The sequence below is a fragment of the Haloarcula litorea genome, assembly GCF_029338195.1.
GTDB lineage: Archaea > Halobacteriota > Halobacteria > Halobacteriales > Haloarculaceae > Haloarcula > Haloarcula litorea.
In genome coordinates, this window is record NZ_CP119779.1 from 1,269,580 (window position 1) to 1,285,565 (window position 15,986).

Here is a 15,986-nt window from a genome sequence, read left to right on the forward strand (position 1 = left end):
CCGACCGTACGCGCGAGTCGCTGGTAAGGGCTTCGGCGCGGGGGTATGACAAGTCTTAATCCGCGCCCATCACAACGTCAACCGTCGATGGCCCTGGTACCCGAGACGTCCGAGCTGTCCGTCGCGGCGCTACAGACCGTCGAGGTCGTCGGCGTCGCGGTCCCCCAGAACCTCGTGTTGGTGGGTGGCATCGTGACCATCCTGATCCTCATCGTGCTCTCGGCCTTTTTCTCCAGCAGCGAGATCGCGATGTTCTCGCTGCCGGCCCACCGGACCGAGGCGCTCGTCGACGACGAGGTCCCCGGCGCTCGGACGCTCAAGGCGCTCAAGGCCGACCCCCACCGCCTGCTCGTCACCATCCTGGTGGGAAACAACCTCGTCAACATCGCGATGTCCTCGATCGCGACGGGGCTGCTGGGCTACTACATGAGCCGCGGGCAGGCAGTGCTCGCGGCGACGTTCGGCATCACCGCGATCGTCCTGCTGTTCGGCGAGAGCGCCCCCAAGAGCTACGCCGTCGAGAACACCGAGTCGTGGGCGCTGACCATCGCCAAGCCCCTGAAGGTCGCCGAGAAGGCGCTGTTGCCGCTGATCCTCCTGTTCGACTACCTCACCCGCATCGTCAACAAGATCACCGGCGGGCGCTCGGCGATCGAGACGTCCTACGTCACCCGCGAGGAGATCCAGGACATCATCGAGACGGGCGAACGCGAGGGGGTCTTAGACGAGGAGGAACGCGAGATGCTCCAGCGGACCCTGCGGTTCAACGACACCATCGCCAAGGAGGTGATGACGCCGCGACTGGACATGACCGCCGTCGCGAAGTCCTCCTCGGTCCGGGAGGCCCTGGAGACGTGTATCCAGAGCGGCCACGCTCGCCTGCCGGTCTACGAGGGCAGCCTGGACAACGTCATCGGGGTCGTCCACATCCGCGACCTGGTGCGGGACCTCAACTACGGCGAGGCCATCCCCGAGGACATCACCTTAGAGGACCTCATCGAACCCACCCTGCACGTCCCCGAGTCGAAGAACGTCGACGACCTGCTGACCGAGATGCGCAAAGAGCGGATGCATATGGTCATCGTCATCGACGAGTTCGGGACCACCGAGGGGCTCGTGACGATGGAGGACCTCACCGAGGAGATCGTCGGCGAGATCCTCGAGGGCGAGGAGGAGGAACCCATCGAGCGCATCGACGACGAGACCGTCTCGGTCAAGGGCGAGGTCAACATCGAGGAGGTCAACGAGGTGCTCGATCTGGACCTCCCGGAGGGCGAGGAGTTCGAGACCATCGCCGGCTTCATCTTCAACCGCGCCGGCCGCCTCGTCGAGGAGGGCGAGACGATCACCTTCGACGGGGTCGAGATCCGCGTCGAGCAGGTCGAGAACACCCGCATCATGAAGGCTCGGGTCGTCCGGCTCGACGAGGACGGGGACGACGGCGAGCCCGAGACGGCCGCCGCGGACGCCGACGCCGAAGAGGCCCAGCCAGAGTAGCGCGGGTCACCGCAGCGCCGCCACGGCGACGAAGGCCCCGTAGCTGACGGCGAACGCGAGCGCCAGCGACCCGACCCAGGCCAGCACCGTCTTCCCCATCTTCCCGCGGCTCACCTCGCCGTCGCCGGCGGCCGCGCCGGAGCCGACGATCGCCGAGACGATGATCTCGTTGAACGAGACGGGGATGCCGAAGAACACGGCCGTCTGGGCGATGACGAAACTCGGGATGAGCGCCGCGATCGAGCGGCGCGGCCCGAGCGAGGAGTAGTCCTGTGCCAGCGCCTTGATCATCCGCGGCGCGCCGGTCCAGGAACCGACCAACAGGCCGATCCCGCCGAACAGGAGGACACCCACCAGCGGGACGCCGGCGGCCGGGCCGGTGTCCAGCAGCGGGAGCAACGGACCGAGCGCCAGCCCGACCTGACTGCCGCCGGCGGAGAAGGCGACCAGGCCGCCCAACACCAGCAGGAAGTGCCGCTGCCCCGCGTCCTCGTCCGCCCGCACGTCCCGGTACAGCAGCGCGGTCCCGGTCAGGGCGAAGACCGCCGTGACGGCCACCGTCGTCGTCAGGACGGGCGTGCCGGCGGCGTCGGCGACGGCGCGGGCGAGCGAGGCCTGCTCGTCCCCGGGGGCCAGCAGGACGAACTTGACGTTCGCGAGGATGGCTGCGACCACACCGGCCAGCAGCGGCACCAGCACCGCCTCGTCGACCGACTCGTGGCGCAGCGACCACGCCGTCGCGAACGCGATGCCGCCGCCGACGAACGGGACGGCGACCCACAGCGCGAGGATCTCGACGTACTGTGCGGTCGCGGGCTGTCCGCCCATCGCCAGGCCGACGCCGACGACCGCGCCGGTGACGGTGAACGCCGTCGCGATGGGGTAGCCGGTGAAGATGCCGACGGCGACGAGGACCGCCGCCATCACCAGTGCGATGATGGCCGCGGTCGCCGACAGGCCGCCCCCGTCGGGGAAGAGGACCAGTCCGCTGCCGACCGTCTCGGTGACGTTCGCGCCCTGCAACACCGCCCCGGCCAGCCCCAGGATGCCGACGAAGAAGCCGGCCCGCATCACGGAGATTGCGTTGGCCCCGACCGCCGGCGCGAACGGCGTCGACCCCGAGGAGCCGGCCCCGATAGTCCACGCCATGAACAGGCTCGCCGCGGACGCCACCACCAGCGTCACCAGCACGCTCGTCGCTACCATCTGGTCCCCCGTTTGCCCCTCCGACGGATTAGCCTACCGCTCGCCGCGTCGCGACGCCGGCCGGAACCCGGCCGCCTAAACCGCTCGCCCGGCGAGGTGCCCGTGTGACGACGCGCGAGGAGCGGCTGTTCGCGGGCCACGGCGGACGGATGCTGGCGACGCTCAGCGTCGCGTGGGCGACCCTGCAGTTCGGGCGGTTCCTGCTGCCGCCGCTGTTGCCGGCCATCATCGCCGACCTCGGGATGACGACGCTGACCGCCGGCGTCGCCCTCGGGGGGCTGCAGGCCGTCTACGCGCTCACGCAGTTCCCCAGCGGGCGGCTCTCGGACCGGTTCACGCGGCCGTCGCTCGTCGTCCCGGGACTGGTCGCGCTGGCCGGTGCCTTCCTGTTGCTGTCGGCGGCGACGACGATGTGGCTGTTCGTCGCGGCGACGGTACTGGTCGGCGTCGGGAAGGGACTGTTCGCCGTCCCCTCGCGGGCGCAGCTGTCGGACCTGTTCGTCGAGAAGCGCGGCCGGGCGCTGGGGCTGTACGCCGCCGGGACGGACCTCGGCGGGCTGTTCGCCGCGGTCGGCGGCGTCGTGGTGACGGGCAGCGGCGCGCTGCTGGCGCTCCCCGGGGTCGACCTGAGGCCGCCGGCGCTGGGCTGGCGCGACCCGTTCGCGCCCGTCGCCGTCGTGCTGGCGCTGGTCGCCGTCGCCTACGTCGCGTGGAACCGCGACCCCTACCGGCTCGGCCGGACGGACGTGGAGCTGGTCGCGACGCTCCGCCGGCTGGCGACCACCCGCGCCCAGCGGGACGCGCTGGTCGCGTTCGCGCTGTTCTACTTCGTCGTCGGCGCGTGGGTGAACTTCCTGCCGACCTACCTCACGCGGGCAAAGGGGTTCTCCGAGCCGGTGGCCGCCGGGCTGTTCGCCGTCGTCTTCGTCGTCGGGCTCGTCGTCAAGCCCGTCGCCGGCCTCGCCTCCGACCGGGTACCCCGCAGAGCGGTCGCCGGTGCGGGCCTGCTGTTCGGCGTCGGCGCGCTGGCGGGGGTCGTCCTCGCGGCGTCGGTGGCGCTGGTCGCCGCGGCCATCGCCGTCTACGCCGTCGGCTACAAGACCGTCTTCCCCGTCGCCGACGCGCTCCTGTTGGACGCCGCCCCCGACGAGAACGTCGGCGGCGACCTCGGGGCCGCCCGGGCCGTCTTCATCGGCGTCGGCGCGCTCGGTCCCGTCTACATGGGTCTGCTCGCCGACCTCGCGAGCTTCGAGGTCGCCTTCCTCGGCCTCGGGGCCTGTCTGCTCGCCGCGGCGGCGCTGTTGCTCCGGGGACTGTGGGACGCGTGACCGTCCGGCCGCTCCCGCCGCTCACTCGTTGGGACACCAGTTCGGGATGCCGTCGCCGTCGTCGTCGTGGGACGAGGACGGCGGCAACTGCGGGTCGGTCGGGGCGGTCCACTCGTTCAGCAGGAGCGTCCGGCCGTCCCCGTCGGTCACGATGATCCGATAGGTCTGCCCGGCCTCGCAGATCGGGTCGAGAGCGCCGTCGCTCTGGAACCCGTCGATGTGGACGTACTCGCCGGCGTGGACCTCCGGCCCGCCGGTCCAGACGTTGTCCCACCGGACCGTGTTGCCCGACTCGTCTCTGATGTACACCCGTTCCGCCTCGACCGTCCGGCCGAGTTCGTGAGTGACGACGACGTAGGGGCGGTCGTTCGTGTTGTCCGCGCCCGTCGCGACGAACGCCCGCTCGAAGCTTCCCGTCGGCGCTGGCTCGCGTAGCTCCCCCTCGAACCCGACCGCGAGGCTACCGACGACGGCGGCGAGGACGACGACGATGCCGGCCATCAACACGACGCCGACGACGGGCGAGACGGCTCGGCGACGGTCCGGCGGGCCGGGGATGGGGAAGGGGAACATCGGGGTCGGACGTACCGACTCGTCGCCCTCACATAAACCGTCACGAGCGGTTTCGCGGCCTGAAACCGCCGGTTCGGACGTACGCGACTCGCCCGCCTCCGCCGCTCGGCGGTCGAACCGCACGGAGGCCGCCTCAGTTCGTTTTGGCGTCGGCGATGCTGGAAGACGCGATCGGCGGGCCGAGCCCCGCCTCAGTTCGTCTTCGCATCGGTCTCCTCCCCCGGCTCGACCGCGTCCACACCCTCCGCGGCCTCGACGGCCTCGGTCACCTTCTCGGTGTCGACGTGCCAGCGCTCGACGTCCTGCTCGTAGTCGGCCAGGCGGTTCGAGACCCGCATCTTCAGGTCGTCGTCGTTGACGTTGACCTCGAAGACGTACTCCGGGTCCTCGCCGCTGATCCGCTGGAGGTTCGCGCTGACGAGTTCGTTGTCGAAGTAGTAGGGAGCGATCTGGGTCATCACGTTCCGGTAGACGGCGTCCTCCACCCGGCGCAGGGCCTTCCGGCTGGCCGAGTCGGCCGCCCGCGTGACGTAGTCGACGGACTCGCTCCACTTGTCGATGGCCTCGTCGGGCTCGTCGAGGTTCTCGTAGGACTCGCTGAGCTTCTCCCCGGCGGTCTGGAGGTCCTCGTCCGGGTCTTTCCCGGCCTGTTCGCCTTTCCCTTCGCCGACGCTCGCCTGCTCGGCGGTCTTCTCGTTGACGTCCTCGTCCAGTCGCTCGTGGCTCTTGGGTCGCCACTCGTCGAACTCCGCCAGCGCATCCCGATCGGCGTCGGCCTCGCCCTCGTCGAAGATGTCCTTCAGTGCCCGTGTGATCCGCTCGCCGTGTTCGACGACGTCGACCCAGCCGCCACGCGTCTTGAATCCCGAGACGCTCTCTTCCATATCTGCCATTGTAGAATTACGTACCAGCGACGGCGTCCTGTCGTGGTCGGCCGATACTTCCCGCTGCAACCGAATAACGCTTCCGCCCGCCGGCTCCCCGCCCGATCGGTGACCTGCTGCTAGCCGCCACTTATCAGGCTCGCCCGTGTACGTCCGGGTGATGACATCCGCACTGTTCGTCGTCAGCGAGCACGGCTACTGGGGAGAGGAGTGCATCGAGCCGCTGACCACGCTCTCGGAGGCCGGCGTCGACGTCACCGTCGCGACGCCGACGGGCGACCCGCCGGAGGTCGACGAGCGCTCGGTCGACCCCGACGAGGTCGGCGAGGAGACGGCCGAACACGTGATGGACGTCCACGAGAACGACGAGCGGCTGAACGACCCGACGCCCGTCGCCCGCGTCGAGGCCGGCGACTACGACGCCGTCGTCTTCCCGGGCGGCCACGGCACCGAGTGGGACGTCAACCAGGACAGCGACGCGCGCCGCCTGCTGCGGGACGCCGTCGAGGGCGACAGCGGGAAGGCGCTGGTCGTCTGTCACGCCGTCGGCATCCTCGCGTTCACCCGAGCGACGAACGGCGGCTTCCTCGTCGAGGGCCGTTCGGTCACCGGCTTCCCCAACGAGTGGGAGGAGGGCATCGTCGACGACGACGACCTGATGCCCGACGGCCGGAAGCTCCCATACTGGGTCGAGGACGAGGTAAAGGCCGCCGGCGGCGTCTGGGACGCCGAGCTCGACGCCGACGCGAGCGTCACCGTCGACGGCGATCTGGTGACGGCGCGGGGGCCGGGCTCGTCCAGCGCGGCCGCGACGACGCTGCTGGAGGAGCTGGGCGTCGAAAGACCGGCCTAACTACCGCTCGTCACGGGCGGTGTCCTGCGGTTTCTGTCGCCGTCTCCTGACACGCCAACAGCTAACATACGCCGCCGGAAGGCGGTAGATAATCTGTGTATAGCTTAGTCTCGGGGACGGGCATATCCGGGGGATATGTCGAACCGAAAGACTCGACGACGGTTCCTCCGTACCGCGGGACTGACCGGTGCCGTCGCACTCGCCGGCTGTGGCGGCGACGGCGGGGGCGGCGGCGACGGTGGCGACGGGAACGGCAGCGACGGTGGCGACGGGAACGGCGGCGGTGACGGGAACGGCGGCGGTGACGGGAACGGCGGCGACGGCGGGGGCGGCGGTGACGGCGGCGACGGCGGGACCGAGACCCGCCTCTCGTGGCACGCCGGCGGCACCGGCGGGACGTACTTCCCGCTCTCGAACGAGTTCAAGACCGTCGTCGAGGACAACACCGACTTCACGCTGAACGTCCAGTCGACCGGGGCCAGCGTCGAGAACGTGGGCAACCTCGCCAGCGGCGACGCCGACTTCGCGCTGATCCAGAACGACATCGCCTACTTCGCGAAGAACGGCACCGGGATCGAGGCGTTCCAGGACAACGCGGTCGAGAACCTGATGGGCGTGGCGACGCTGTACCCGGAGACGATCACCGTCGTCACGCTGGCGAACACGGGCATCACCCAACTGTCGGACCTCTCGGGCGCGGTCATCAACACCGGCGACCTCGGGTCGGGGACGCAGGTCAACGCCCTCCAGATCCTGGAGGCGGTCGGCATCAGCGACTTCACCGAGCAGAACGCCTCGTTCTCGCAGGCGGCCGACCAGCTCCGGAACGGCGACATCGACGCGGCGTTCGTGGTCGGCGGCTGGCCCGTCGGCGCGATCGAGGACCTCGCGAACACGAACGACCTCGTCATCGTCCCCATCCGGGGGGACAACCGCGAGGCGGTCAAGGAGGCGGCGTCGTGGTTCGCCGACGACACGATCCCGGCGGGCACCTACACCGGCGTCGACCAGGCCGTCGAGACCGTGGCCGTCCAGGCGATGATCGCGACCCGGTCGGAGATGGAGGCGTCGACGGTCGAGACGGTGACTGCGGCGATCTTCGACAACGTCGACGACCTCACGATCAAGACGGACTTCATCAGCCGGGACTCGGCACAGGACGGGATGTCCATCGAGCTCCACCCCGGCGCGGCGACCTACTTCGAGGGCTGACCCGGCCCGTGGTCGCACCGCCCGCCAACCGACTTCGCCGACGAGCCAGATGAACCGGAGCCACGCCGTCACGGTCGCCATACTCGTGGTCGTGTGCGTCGGGAGCGCCGGCGCGGTCCCGACCGAGCGCGTCCTCGTCGCCGCGGACGCGGAGACCGGCGAGACCTATCTGACCGCGCCGGTCGAGAACGGGACGACGGTCGCGCTGACCTACACCCACAGCGTCGAGCAGACCCCCGTCGTCGACGAGTACGCGGTCCGCGGCGACCGGCTCGTGATGACTCGGATGGTCTTCGAGTCCTACGGCTGGGGGCTGCCCAGCGGCGCGGACGTCGCCCGCGAGAACGGCTCGTTCGTCTTCGATCCCGACCGCTCGTACACCCGCCTCACCGTCGCGCCCGGCGAGGTGGCCGGGCACACGCTGCGGGTCGGCGACCGGCGCTACGACCTCGTGGCCCTGACCGACGGCCGCTCGGTGACGCTGCGACTGGAGCGTCGGCCGCCGCTCGCGACTGTACTGGAGACAATCCTATGAGTGTCTCAGACGACGACCGCGACCCGTCGACGGACCGGGACGTGACCGACGACGCCATCTCCGACGAGGAGGTCGACGAGGTGTTACAGGAGATCGAGCGCAAGCGCTCGCTCGCGGGCCCGGCGGCGGTGGCCGTCGCCGTCGTCGGTATCAGCTTCTCGGTGTTCCAGATGTGGCTGGCCGCTCGGGGGTTCGTCCTCTCGGTGACGCTCCCGGGGCTGGGGACGTTCACGCTCGCTGCCCTGCAGCTGCTCCAGATCAACGCCATCCACGTCGCGTTCGCGCTCGTGCTCACCTTCCTGCTGTACCCGTCGGTGACCGGCGACGGGGTAGTGTGGTCCCGGGCGCGCTCGCTGTCGGCGCGACAGGACGAGCTGCTCGGACGCGGCCACCCGGTGGCGCGGGCGACCCGGGCGGTCGGGGCCGGCGCGTCGTGGCTGCTCGTCGACCGGGAGATGGAACGGGTGACGCCGCTGGATCTGGTGTTGTCCGGCATCGCCGTGCTGGCGGCGGCGTACTTCGTCACCGACTTCCAGGAGATCCAGCGGATGCGCGCGCTGGGCCTGGAGGCCGGCCGGCCGATACAGGAGGTGTTCACCTTCCTCGACCCGCTGACGCCCCTGCTCGGCCCGCTGGCAGAGACCTCCTACGCGTTCGTGCTCGGCGTGATCGGCGTCCTCCTCGTCCTGGAGGCGACCCGGCGGGCCATCAGCCTCTACCTGATGATCATCGTCGCCTCGTTCGTCGTCTACGCCCGATTCGGCTTCCTCATCCCGCAGGACGCGGCCTACGTCGGCGTCCTCTCGATCCCGCCGCTCGACTGGACCTCCATCGTCCAGAACCTCTGGTACAACACGGAGAACGGCGTGTTCGGCATCCCGGTCACCGTCTCCGTGCAGTTCATCTACATCTTCATCCTCTTTGGCGCGTTCCTGGAGATGTCCGGCGCGGGCCAGTGGTTCATCGACCTGGCCTACGGCGTGACCGGGACCCGACAGGGCGGCCCGGCCAAGGCCTCCATCCTCGCCAGCGGCTTCATGGGGACCATCTCCGGCTCCTCGATCGCCAACACCGTCACCACGGGCGCGTTCACGATCCCGCTGATGAAGCGGTCGGGCTACCGCCCGGAGTTCGCGGGCGGCGTCGAGGCCTCCGCCTCCTCTGGCGGGCAGATCCTCCCGCCGGTGATGGGCGCGGCCGCCTTCCTCATCGTCCAGTACACCGTGACGCCGTTCCGGGACGTCATCGTCGCGGCGACGATCCCCGCCATCGTCTTCTTCTTCGGCGTCTGGGTGATGGTCCACTTCGAGGCGAGCAAGGAGGGGATCGGTGGCCTCGATCCCTCGGAACTGGTGGACGTGCGCGACCACCTCCGGAGCGGGTGGTTCTACCTCGTCCCCATCGGGCTCCTCCTCTTCTATCTCATCGTCGAACGCCTGTCGGTCGCCCGCTCGGCGTGGTTCACGCTCATCGCCATCGGGGCGCTCATCACGCTCGTCGCGGCCTACAGCGACGAGACGCGGGGGCGACTCGGCGCGATCTTCGGGGTCCTGTTCGTCGGCACGCTCCTCGCGGAGCTGCTCGCCGGCGCGGGCGTCCTCGGGGCCATCGCCGGCGAGGGAGAGGGTCCCCAGTCCCTCGGGGCGGCCTTCGCCGCGACGGTCGGCGAACTGGGCGGGATCGCCATCGTCGCGGGCGTCCTCACGCTGGCCACGCGGCCGTACCTCGACTCGCCCATCCTCGCCTACGACGACGCCGTCGACGACGCCGCCGAGACGACGGCCGCGGCCATCGGCCGCAGCGAGTGGGCCAGCAACGGGCTCTACCGCCTGGGGACCTTCCTCGGCACCTCGATGGAGAGCGGTGCCCGCACCGCCGTCCCGGTGGTCGTCGCCGTCGCCGCCGCCGGCATCATCCCCGGCGTCATCAGCGTCTCCGGCCTCGGCCCGAACCTGGTCGCGCTCATCCGGGCCGTCGCCGGCGGCTCGCTCGTGCTCCTGTTGCTCGTGACCGCCGTCGCCTCCATCATCCTCGGGATGGGGATGCCGACGACGGTCACCTACATCATCCTCGTCTCGCTGCTGGCCCCGGCGCTGGTCGGCTTCGGCGTCCCCGAACTGGCCGCCCACCTGTTCATCCTCTACTTCGGGGTGATCGCCGACATCACGCCGCCGGTGGCGGTGGCCGCCTACGCCGCCTCCGGCGTCGCCAAGTCCGACGCCTTCCAGACGGGGATCGAGGCGTTCTCCCTGTCGCTGAACAAGGCCATCGTGCCCTTCGCGTTCATCCTCACCCCCGGGATCGTCCTCCTACGGCGCAAGGAGAACGCGAGCGAACTGCCGCTGGGCGAGCAGTACCGCGTCGTCCAGTTCTCGGATTTCCTCGACCCCGCCTTCGCCGTCTTCGAGGTGGCGATCCCCGTGCTGGCGGTGTTCGTCGGCGTCGTCGCGCTGGCGGCGACGGTCATCGGCCACGTCTCGGCCCCGCTGTCCCGCGGCCGGCGGGCCGCCTTCGCGGCAAGCTCCGTCCTGTTGATGGCCCCCGGGCTGGCCGTCTCGGGGCTGTTCGACCTGCTGGGGCTGGTCGGCGTCCCCGGGGTCGAGGTGACGCTGGTGCTGGACATCGGCCTGCGGGCCGTCGGCCTCGCGCTCTTCCTGGCGCTGGTCGTCGAGGACCGACGCCGTGCGGACCCGACGACCGATCCGACGCCGGATCCGGGGCCGGCCTGACCCGCGGGCCGCTGTCGTCAGGGTTTACTCGGCGCGCGACACACGGGCGGGTATGCCGATCGAACAGCGCGGCGACGCCTCCGTCGTCACGCACGCGCTCGCCAAGGACGAACTGACGAAACTGCGGGACGTGGACACGGAACAGGTCGCGTTCCGGAAGGGGCTGGTCCGGCTCGGTCGCATCTGCGGCTACGAGATCATCGACGGCCGCTTCGAGACGGAGTACGCCGAGGTCCAGACGCCGCTGACGACGACGATGGGCGAGCGGGTGAAGGGCCTGGACGACGTCGTCATCGTCAACATCCTGCGGGCCGCGACGCCGTTCGTCGAGGGCCTGCTCAAGGCCTTCCCCCGCGCCCGACAGGGCGTCATCTCGGCCTCCCGCGACGAGTCCGCGGGGATGGACGACGACGGGGAGTTCCCCATCTCCGTCGAGTACGAGAAGATGCCCGACCTCGGCCCCGAGGACACGGTCATCGTCGCCGACCCGATGCTCGCCACCGGGTCGACGATGTGTACCGTGTTAGAGCACATCCGGAGCCAGGACGTCGACCCCGAGCGGCTCGTCGTCCTCTCGGCGGTGGCCGCGCCGCCGGGCGTCGTCCGGGTCGCCGAGCAGTTCCCCGACGTCGACCTGCTGACCGTCGCCATCGACGAGGAACTCGACGACGACGGCTACATCGTCCCCGGACTGGGCGACGCCGGCGACCGGGCGTTCCGCACCAACTGAGCGGGACACGAAACGCCTTTCCGTGGCGTCGGTATAGAGGCAGGTCCCGCCAGTCCCGCCGAGTACGTCGCCCGTCGAACCCCTTCTCTTCAGTTGGAAAACCACTAGGCAGCGATCGGTTTCCACTTCCACAGGAAACGGCGTCAGACGCACGCACGACGTATCAGGGTCGCCCGAGTCTCGTCGCCTGTCGAACCGTCAGCCGTCCGACTCGTCGGCCGACCCCTCGTCGTCGGGGTCCTCGCCCGCCGAGAGGCCCGCCTCGTCGGGCCGGTCCAGCGCCCGTGCTGCGTCGCGGTGGTCGGAGTAGCCGTCGAACCACCGCGCGATGCGCTCGATGCGGTCGACGACGTGGCCCGGCTCGCCCGACCGCGAGAGTTCGTGGCCCTCGCGGGGGTAGCGGACCAGCCGGGTGTCGACGCCGTGTTTGCGGAGGCCCCGGTGGAACAGCTCGGCCGTGTTGGCCGGCGTGCGGTAGTCCCGGTCCGAATGTAGAAGCAGGGTCGGCGTGTCGACGGCGTCGGCGTGGGCGACCGGCGAGTGGTCCCAGAGGAACTCGGGGTCGTCCCACGGCGTCGCATCGAAGTCCCCCTCGACGAGCTTGTACGCGCCGTCGGTCGATCCGTAGAACCCCGTCAGGTCGTACACGCCACGCTGGGCGACGGCCGCCCGGAAGCGGTCGGTGTGGCCGACGGCCCAGGAGGTGAGGTAGCCCCCGAAGGAGCCGCCGGTGAGGAACACCTCGTCGGCGTCGACGCTCTCGCGGTCGGCGACGGCCTCGGCGACCGCCAGTACGTCGGTCAGGGTCACCTCGCCCCAGTCGCGCTCGATGGCCTGCATGAACGCCTCGCCGTAGCCCGTCGAGCCCCGCGGATTGGCCCAGGCGACGACGTACCCGCGGGCGGCCAGCGTCTGGAACTCGTGCCACATCGTCCCGCTCGCGGTCCACATCGCGTGGGGACCGCCGTGGACCTCGACGACCAGCGGGTGCTCGCCGTCGTCGCCGTCCTCGAACCCGGGCGGGGTGAGCACCCACCCCTCGACGCGGCCCTGTTCTGACTCGACGGTCAGCGGTTCGGGCTCGCCGACGGCCACCTCCTCGAGGTAGTCGGCGTTGAGGTGGGTCAGCCGTCGGTCCCCGTCGTCGCCGACCAGGAACACGTCGCCGGGGTGGTCGGCCTCGCTGCGGGTGACCGCGACGGCGTCCTCTCCGGCGTCGAGACCGTCGACGCTCCCCCCTCGGAACAGGCGCTCGGGCTCGCCGCTCCCGTCGCCCGTCGCTTCCCAGACGGCCGTCGCGCCCTCGTCGGGCGTCGTGAAGTAGAGCGTCTCCCCGTCGGGTCCCCAGACCGGCGCGGCGTCCAGGCCCAGCGTGCGGTCGAGGGGTGCGGTCACGTCGTGGACCGTCTCGCTCGTCCGGTCGTAGACGTGCAACTCGACGGGCTGCATCGAGACGCGCTCGCGCTCGCTGTGGAGGTGGGCGACCCGGCCGTCTTCGGTCGCGGTCAGCGCCGCGGCCCACCCCGACGAGCGGTGGACCTGCTCGCTGTCCCCGGCCGCGAGGTCGTGGGCCACGATGTCGTAGCGCACGTCGTCGTCGGGGTCCTCGCCGACCCGGTGGGCGGCGACGTACAGCGTCTCGGCGTCCCCGAAGGTCGGGCTCGCGTGGTCGTGGTCGCAGTCGGTGACCCGTTCCACCTCGTCGTCGGCCAGCGAGACGACGTACGCCTGCGGGCGCGCGCCGTCGAAGTACCGCTCGGCGGTCCGGTAGACGGTGCGGTCGATCACGCGGGGGTCCGGCTCCTCTGGCTCGTACTCCTGGGGGACCGCGCGGTCCCGGTCGTTCTCGCGGTCCTCGGGTGTGACCCGCTGGAGGAAGGCGATTTGTGTCCCGTCGGGGCTCCACTCGATGCTCGAGACGCCGCCGACCACGTCGGTCACCTGCCGGGCCTCGCCGCCGTCGGTCGGCAGGACCCAGAGCTGCTGGCGGTCGTCGTCGGCCCCGCGGGTTGAGGTGAACGCCAGGCGGTCGCCGGAGGGCGACCAGCGCGGTTCGGCGTCCTCGCCCTCGGCCAGCGTGAACCGCCGCGTCGCGCCGCCGTCGCTCGGGACGACGTGGACGGTGCGCTCGTAGGACTCCTCGTCCGTCGGGACTCGCTTCACGAACGCCACCCGGTCGCCGTCCGGCGAGAGCCGGGGGTCCTCGGGGACGGCGACGTCGTGGAAGTCCGCTGCCTCGATGGGTCGGCCGGTCATACCGCCTCCTGTGGGGCGTCACTCAAAGCAGTTCGGGCCTCAGCGGTTCGTGCCGCCGTCGATGTCGGCCCGACCGCTGGTGGCGCTCCGGATGCGGTCCCGCAGGGCCGCGCCGTCGGCCTCGGGGACCCGGACCGCGAAGGCCACGTCTTCGGCGTAGTCGGCCTCGAACTCGACGCCGGCCGATTCGAGCAGGCCGCGGACGCTGCCCGAGTCGTCGTAGGCGACGGTGACGGTGAACCGCTCGTGGGGGACCGTCTCGACGACGCCGGCGGCGTCGACGCCCTCCTTGACCGCCCGCGAGTACGCCCGGGCCAGCCCGCCGACGCCGAGGTTCGTCCCGCCGTAGTAGCGGGTGACGACGGCGACGACGTTCTCTAAGTCCCGCTGTTGCAGGACGTTCAGCGCGGGCTTGCCGGCGCTGCCGCCGGGCTCGCCGTCGTCGCTGGAATACTCCCGGAACGGCGAGGCCCGCACCCGGTAGGCCGGGACGTTGTGGGTCGCGTCGTCGTACTCCGTCCGGACCCGCTCGACGAACTCCTCGGCGGCGTCGACGGACTCGGCGGGGGCGACGTGGCCGACGAACTCCGAGCCCCGGACTTCGAACGCCGCGCTGGCGCGCTCGCCGACGGTACGGTAGGACTCGCTCACTCCCCGCCCTCACCCCCGCTCCCGGCCCCGCCGCTCGATTCTCGCCCGCCCCACACCCGCTTGTCCAGCAGTTCGACGCGCATCCCGTCGCGGACGGCGAGCTGGCAGGCCAGCCGCGGGTAGCCGAAGCGGTCGGCGAGGTCGTCGTGCCAGTGGTCGGGCTCGGGCGCGTCCAGCAGGCGCACGCCGCAGGTGGCACACAGCCCCCGGCCGCCGCAGTTGAGCCGTCGGGCGTACCGCCCGTGGGGGCTCAGGTCCGCCGCCAGCAGCGCGTCCCGGAGCGGCTGGCCGGCCTCGGCGGTCACCGCGTGGGTCTCGCCGTCGGGCGTCTCGACGGTGATCGTCGCCATCTCAGGCCAGCTCGATGGTGCGGACGAACGGCATCGTCCGGATCTCGTTGATGAGGTCGCCAGGCAGCTCCTCGTCGGTGATGACGTACAGCACCGCCTCGTCGGTGAACTCCGGGTCCTCGGTCAGCACCTGGCGGATTGGGATGTCCCGGTCGGCGATGGCGCTCGTGACCTCGGCGACGATGCCGGACTCGGTGGCCGCCCGGACGCGGACGGTCATCGCCGTCAGGTCGAGCACGGGAGCCAGGTCGAGCAGGCTGGGCACCGCCGAGATGTTCCGGAAGATGCGCCGCAGCTCCTCGTCTTCGAGGATGGCCTCCGTGGTCGCGTTGACCACCCGGCGGTCCACGTCGGCCTCGCGGGCGATGCCGGTGTTGGGGATCTCGATCCCCCCCGAGACCACACGGCCGTCCTCGTTGACCGAGAACCCCCGCTCCAGCAGGAGGCGGACGACGGCCTGCTGGCCCGGCGAGTCCTCGAACTTCCGCATAATCTGGTCGAACATCCGGCTACAGTTCGCCCTTCGTGCTGGCGACGTCGCCGCGGCGCTCGTCGATCCGGGTCGCGTCGTCCAGCGCGCGGGCCAGCCCCTTGAACAGCGCCTCGATCTCGTGGTGGGCGTTCCCGCCCTCGATCTCGCAGTGCAGCGTCAGGCCGGCGTTGGTCGCCAGCGAGCGACAGAAGTGCCGGGCCATCCGGCTCGTCAGCCCGCCGACCCGCCCCTGGGAGAACTCCCCCTCGAAGGCGAAGTACGGGCGGCCCGAGACGTCGACGACGACGCCGGCGACCGCCTCGTCGAGCGGTACCCGCCGGTCGGCGAACCGCTCGATGCCACGCTTCTCGCCCAGCGCCTCGTCGAAGGCCTCGCCCAGCGTGATCGCCACGTCCTCGACGGTGTGGTGGTCGTCGATCTCCAGGTCGCCGTCGCAGTCGACGGTCAGGTCGAACAGGCCGTGGGTGGCGAAGGCGTCGAGCATGTGGTCGAAGAAGCCGATGCCGGTGTCGACGGTCGAGTCGCCGTCCCCGTCGACGTCGAGCGTCACCTCGATGTCCGTCTCGGCCGTCTCGCGGGTGACGGCCGCCGTGCGCGCCTCGCTCATACCGTATCCGTGTCGGCCCGGCTATTTGGTGATTGCGTCCCCGCTGTCGCCACAGCCGCCGTCTGGATCGGCGCGCGGTCGA

Annotated in this window: 15 protein-coding genes; 7 read left to right on the forward strand and 8 right to left on the reverse strand. The window is 70.8% G+C overall.

Features of this window, described 5'->3' with window-relative positions; all coding sequences use genetic code 11:
- Window positions 1-87: 87 nt before the first annotated feature.
- Window positions 88-1,497 (forward strand): hemolysin family protein, encoded by a 1,410-nt coding sequence (locus tag P0592_RS06660; protein ID WP_276273499.1) that lies wholly within the window; start codon window positions 88-90, stop codon window positions 1,495-1,497.
- Between the two features lie 6 nt (window positions 1,498-1,503).
- On the opposite strand, the gene P0592_RS06665 is transcribed toward P0592_RS06660, so the two are convergent.
- Window positions 1,504-2,703: an inorganic phosphate transporter gene (locus P0592_RS06665; protein ID WP_276273500.1), complete on the reverse strand. Its 1,200-nt coding sequence runs from the start codon at window positions 2,701-2,703 to the stop codon at window positions 1,504-1,506.
- A gap of 149 nt (window positions 2,704-2,852) precedes the next feature.
- On the opposite strand from P0592_RS06665, the gene P0592_RS06670 reads away from it, so the two are divergent.
- A complete protein-coding gene (locus P0592_RS06670; RefSeq protein ID WP_419181130.1) occupies window positions 2,853-4,031 on the forward strand; it encodes an MFS transporter in 1,179 nt (392 codons plus the stop codon).
- 21 nt (window positions 4,032-4,052) lie between these two features.
- Here P0592_RS06670 and P0592_RS06675 read toward each other — a convergent pair whose 3' ends face one another.
- Complete coding sequence (locus P0592_RS06675) at window positions 4,053-4,604, reverse strand: type IV pilin N-terminal domain-containing protein (RefSeq protein WP_276273502.1); 552 nt, start codon at window positions 4,602-4,604, stop codon at window positions 4,053-4,055.
- 191 nt (window positions 4,605-4,795) lie between these two features.
- Window positions 4,796-5,497, reverse strand: coding sequence for a DUF5828 family protein (locus P0592_RS06680; RefSeq protein ID WP_276273503.1), 702 nt, complete (start codon window positions 5,495-5,497; stop codon window positions 4,796-4,798).
- 151 nt (window positions 5,498-5,648) lie between these two features.
- Between P0592_RS06680 and P0592_RS06685 the strand changes: the two genes are divergently transcribed.
- From P0592_RS06685 to upp, 5 genes are all read left to right on the forward strand, one after another.
- Entirely contained in the window at window positions 5,649-6,341 is a 693-nt protein-coding gene (locus tag P0592_RS06685; protein WP_276273504.1) for a type 1 glutamine amidotransferase domain-containing protein, read from the forward strand.
- 135 nt (window positions 6,342-6,476) lie between these two features.
- Window positions 6,477-7,553: a TAXI family TRAP transporter solute-binding subunit gene (locus P0592_RS06690; protein ID WP_276273505.1), complete on the forward strand. Its 1,077-nt coding sequence runs from the start codon at window positions 6,477-6,479 to the stop codon at window positions 7,551-7,553.
- 49 nt (window positions 7,554-7,602) lie between these two features.
- On the forward strand, window positions 7,603-8,088 hold the full coding sequence (locus tag P0592_RS06695; protein ID WP_276273506.1) for a DUF1850 domain-containing protein: 486 nt from the start codon (window positions 7,603-7,605) through the stop codon (window positions 8,086-8,088).
- Window positions 8,085-10,817 carry a TRAP transporter permease gene (locus tag P0592_RS06700; RefSeq protein WP_276273507.1) on the forward strand — a complete coding sequence of 911 codons (2,733 nt, stop codon included), beginning with the start codon at window positions 8,085-8,087 and terminating at the stop codon, window positions 10,815-10,817. Before P0592_RS06695 ends, P0592_RS06700 begins: the two co-directional genes overlap by 4 nt.
- A 52-nt stretch (window positions 10,818-10,869) precedes the next feature.
- A complete protein-coding gene (gene upp / locus P0592_RS06705) occupies window positions 10,870-11,547 on the forward strand; it encodes a uracil phosphoribosyltransferase (protein WP_276273508.1) in 678 nt (225 codons plus the stop codon).
- Between the two features lie 198 nt (window positions 11,548-11,745).
- On the opposite strand, the gene P0592_RS06710 is transcribed toward upp, so the two are convergent.
- The 5 genes from P0592_RS06710 to hisB are packed head-to-tail and all read right to left on the reverse strand — an operon-like array spanning window position 11,746 to window position 15,904.
- Window positions 11,746-13,803 carry a S9 family peptidase gene (locus P0592_RS06710; RefSeq protein WP_276273509.1) on the reverse strand — a complete coding sequence of 686 codons (2,058 nt, stop codon included), beginning with the start codon at window positions 13,801-13,803 and terminating at the stop codon, window positions 11,746-11,748.
- Window positions 13,804-13,842: 39 nt separating this feature from the next.
- Window positions 13,843-14,454, reverse strand: a complete 612-nt coding sequence (locus P0592_RS06715) for an IMPACT family protein (protein ID WP_276273510.1) — start codon at window positions 14,452-14,454, stop codon at window positions 13,843-13,845.
- On the reverse strand, window positions 14,451-14,804 hold the full coding sequence (locus tag P0592_RS06720) for a 2Fe-2S iron-sulfur cluster-binding protein (RefSeq protein WP_276273511.1): 354 nt from the start codon (window positions 14,802-14,804) through the stop codon (window positions 14,451-14,453). Before P0592_RS06720 ends, P0592_RS06715 begins: the two co-directional genes overlap by 4 nt.
- A 1-nt stretch (window position 14,805) precedes the next feature.
- A complete protein-coding gene (locus P0592_RS06725) occupies window positions 14,806-15,309 on the reverse strand; it encodes a TrpY family transcription regulator (RefSeq protein WP_276273512.1) in 504 nt (167 codons plus the stop codon).
- Between the two features lie 4 nt (window positions 15,310-15,313).
- Window positions 15,314-15,904, reverse strand: coding sequence for an imidazoleglycerol-phosphate dehydratase HisB (gene hisB, locus P0592_RS06730; RefSeq protein ID WP_276273513.1), 591 nt, complete (start codon window positions 15,902-15,904; stop codon window positions 15,314-15,316).
- Window positions 15,905-15,986 lie beyond the last annotated feature (82 nt).

Excerpts from the sequence above, each read along its gene's own strand:
- P0592_RS06660 (WP_276273499.1), top strand. The coding sequence starts at position 88 with ATGGCCCTGGTACCCGAGACGTCCGAGCTGTCCGTCGCGGCGCTACAG.
- P0592_RS06665 (WP_276273500.1), bottom strand. The coding sequence starts at position 2,703 with ATGGTAGCGACGAGCGTGCTGGTGACGCTGGTGGTGGCGTCCGCGGCG.
- P0592_RS06670 (WP_419181130.1), top strand. The coding sequence starts at position 2,853 with ATGCTGGCGACGCTCAGCGTCGCGTGGGCGACCCTGCAGTTCGGGCGG.
- P0592_RS06675 (WP_276273502.1), bottom strand. The coding sequence starts at position 4,604 with ATGTTCCCCTTCCCCATCCCCGGCCCGCCGGACCGTCGCCGAGCCGTC.
- P0592_RS06680 (WP_276273503.1), bottom strand. The coding sequence starts at position 5,497 with ATGGCAGATATGGAAGAGAGCGTCTCGGGATTCAAGACGCGTGGCGGC.
- P0592_RS06685 (WP_276273504.1), top strand. The coding sequence starts at position 5,649 with ATGACATCCGCACTGTTCGTCGTCAGCGAGCACGGCTACTGGGGAGAG.
- P0592_RS06690 (WP_276273505.1), top strand. The coding sequence starts at position 6,477 with ATGTCGAACCGAAAGACTCGACGACGGTTCCTCCGTACCGCGGGACTG.
- P0592_RS06695 (WP_276273506.1), top strand. The coding sequence starts at position 7,603 with ATGAACCGGAGCCACGCCGTCACGGTCGCCATACTCGTGGTCGTGTGC.
- P0592_RS06700 (WP_276273507.1), top strand. The coding sequence starts at position 8,085 with ATGAGTGTCTCAGACGACGACCGCGACCCGTCGACGGACCGGGACGTG.
- upp (WP_276273508.1), top strand. The coding sequence starts at position 10,870 with ATGCCGATCGAACAGCGCGGCGACGCCTCCGTCGTCACGCACGCGCTC.
- P0592_RS06710 (WP_276273509.1), bottom strand. The coding sequence starts at position 13,803 with ATGACCGGCCGACCCATCGAGGCAGCGGACTTCCACGACGTCGCCGTC.
- P0592_RS06720 (WP_276273511.1), bottom strand. The coding sequence starts at position 14,804 with ATGGCGACGATCACCGTCGAGACGCCCGACGGCGAGACCCACGCGGTG.
- P0592_RS06725 (WP_276273512.1), bottom strand. The coding sequence starts at position 15,309 with ATGTTCGACCAGATTATGCGGAAGTTCGAGGACTCGCCGGGCCAGCAG.
- hisB (WP_276273513.1), bottom strand. The coding sequence starts at position 15,904 with ATGAGCGAGGCGCGCACGGCGGCCGTCACCCGCGAGACGGCCGAGACG.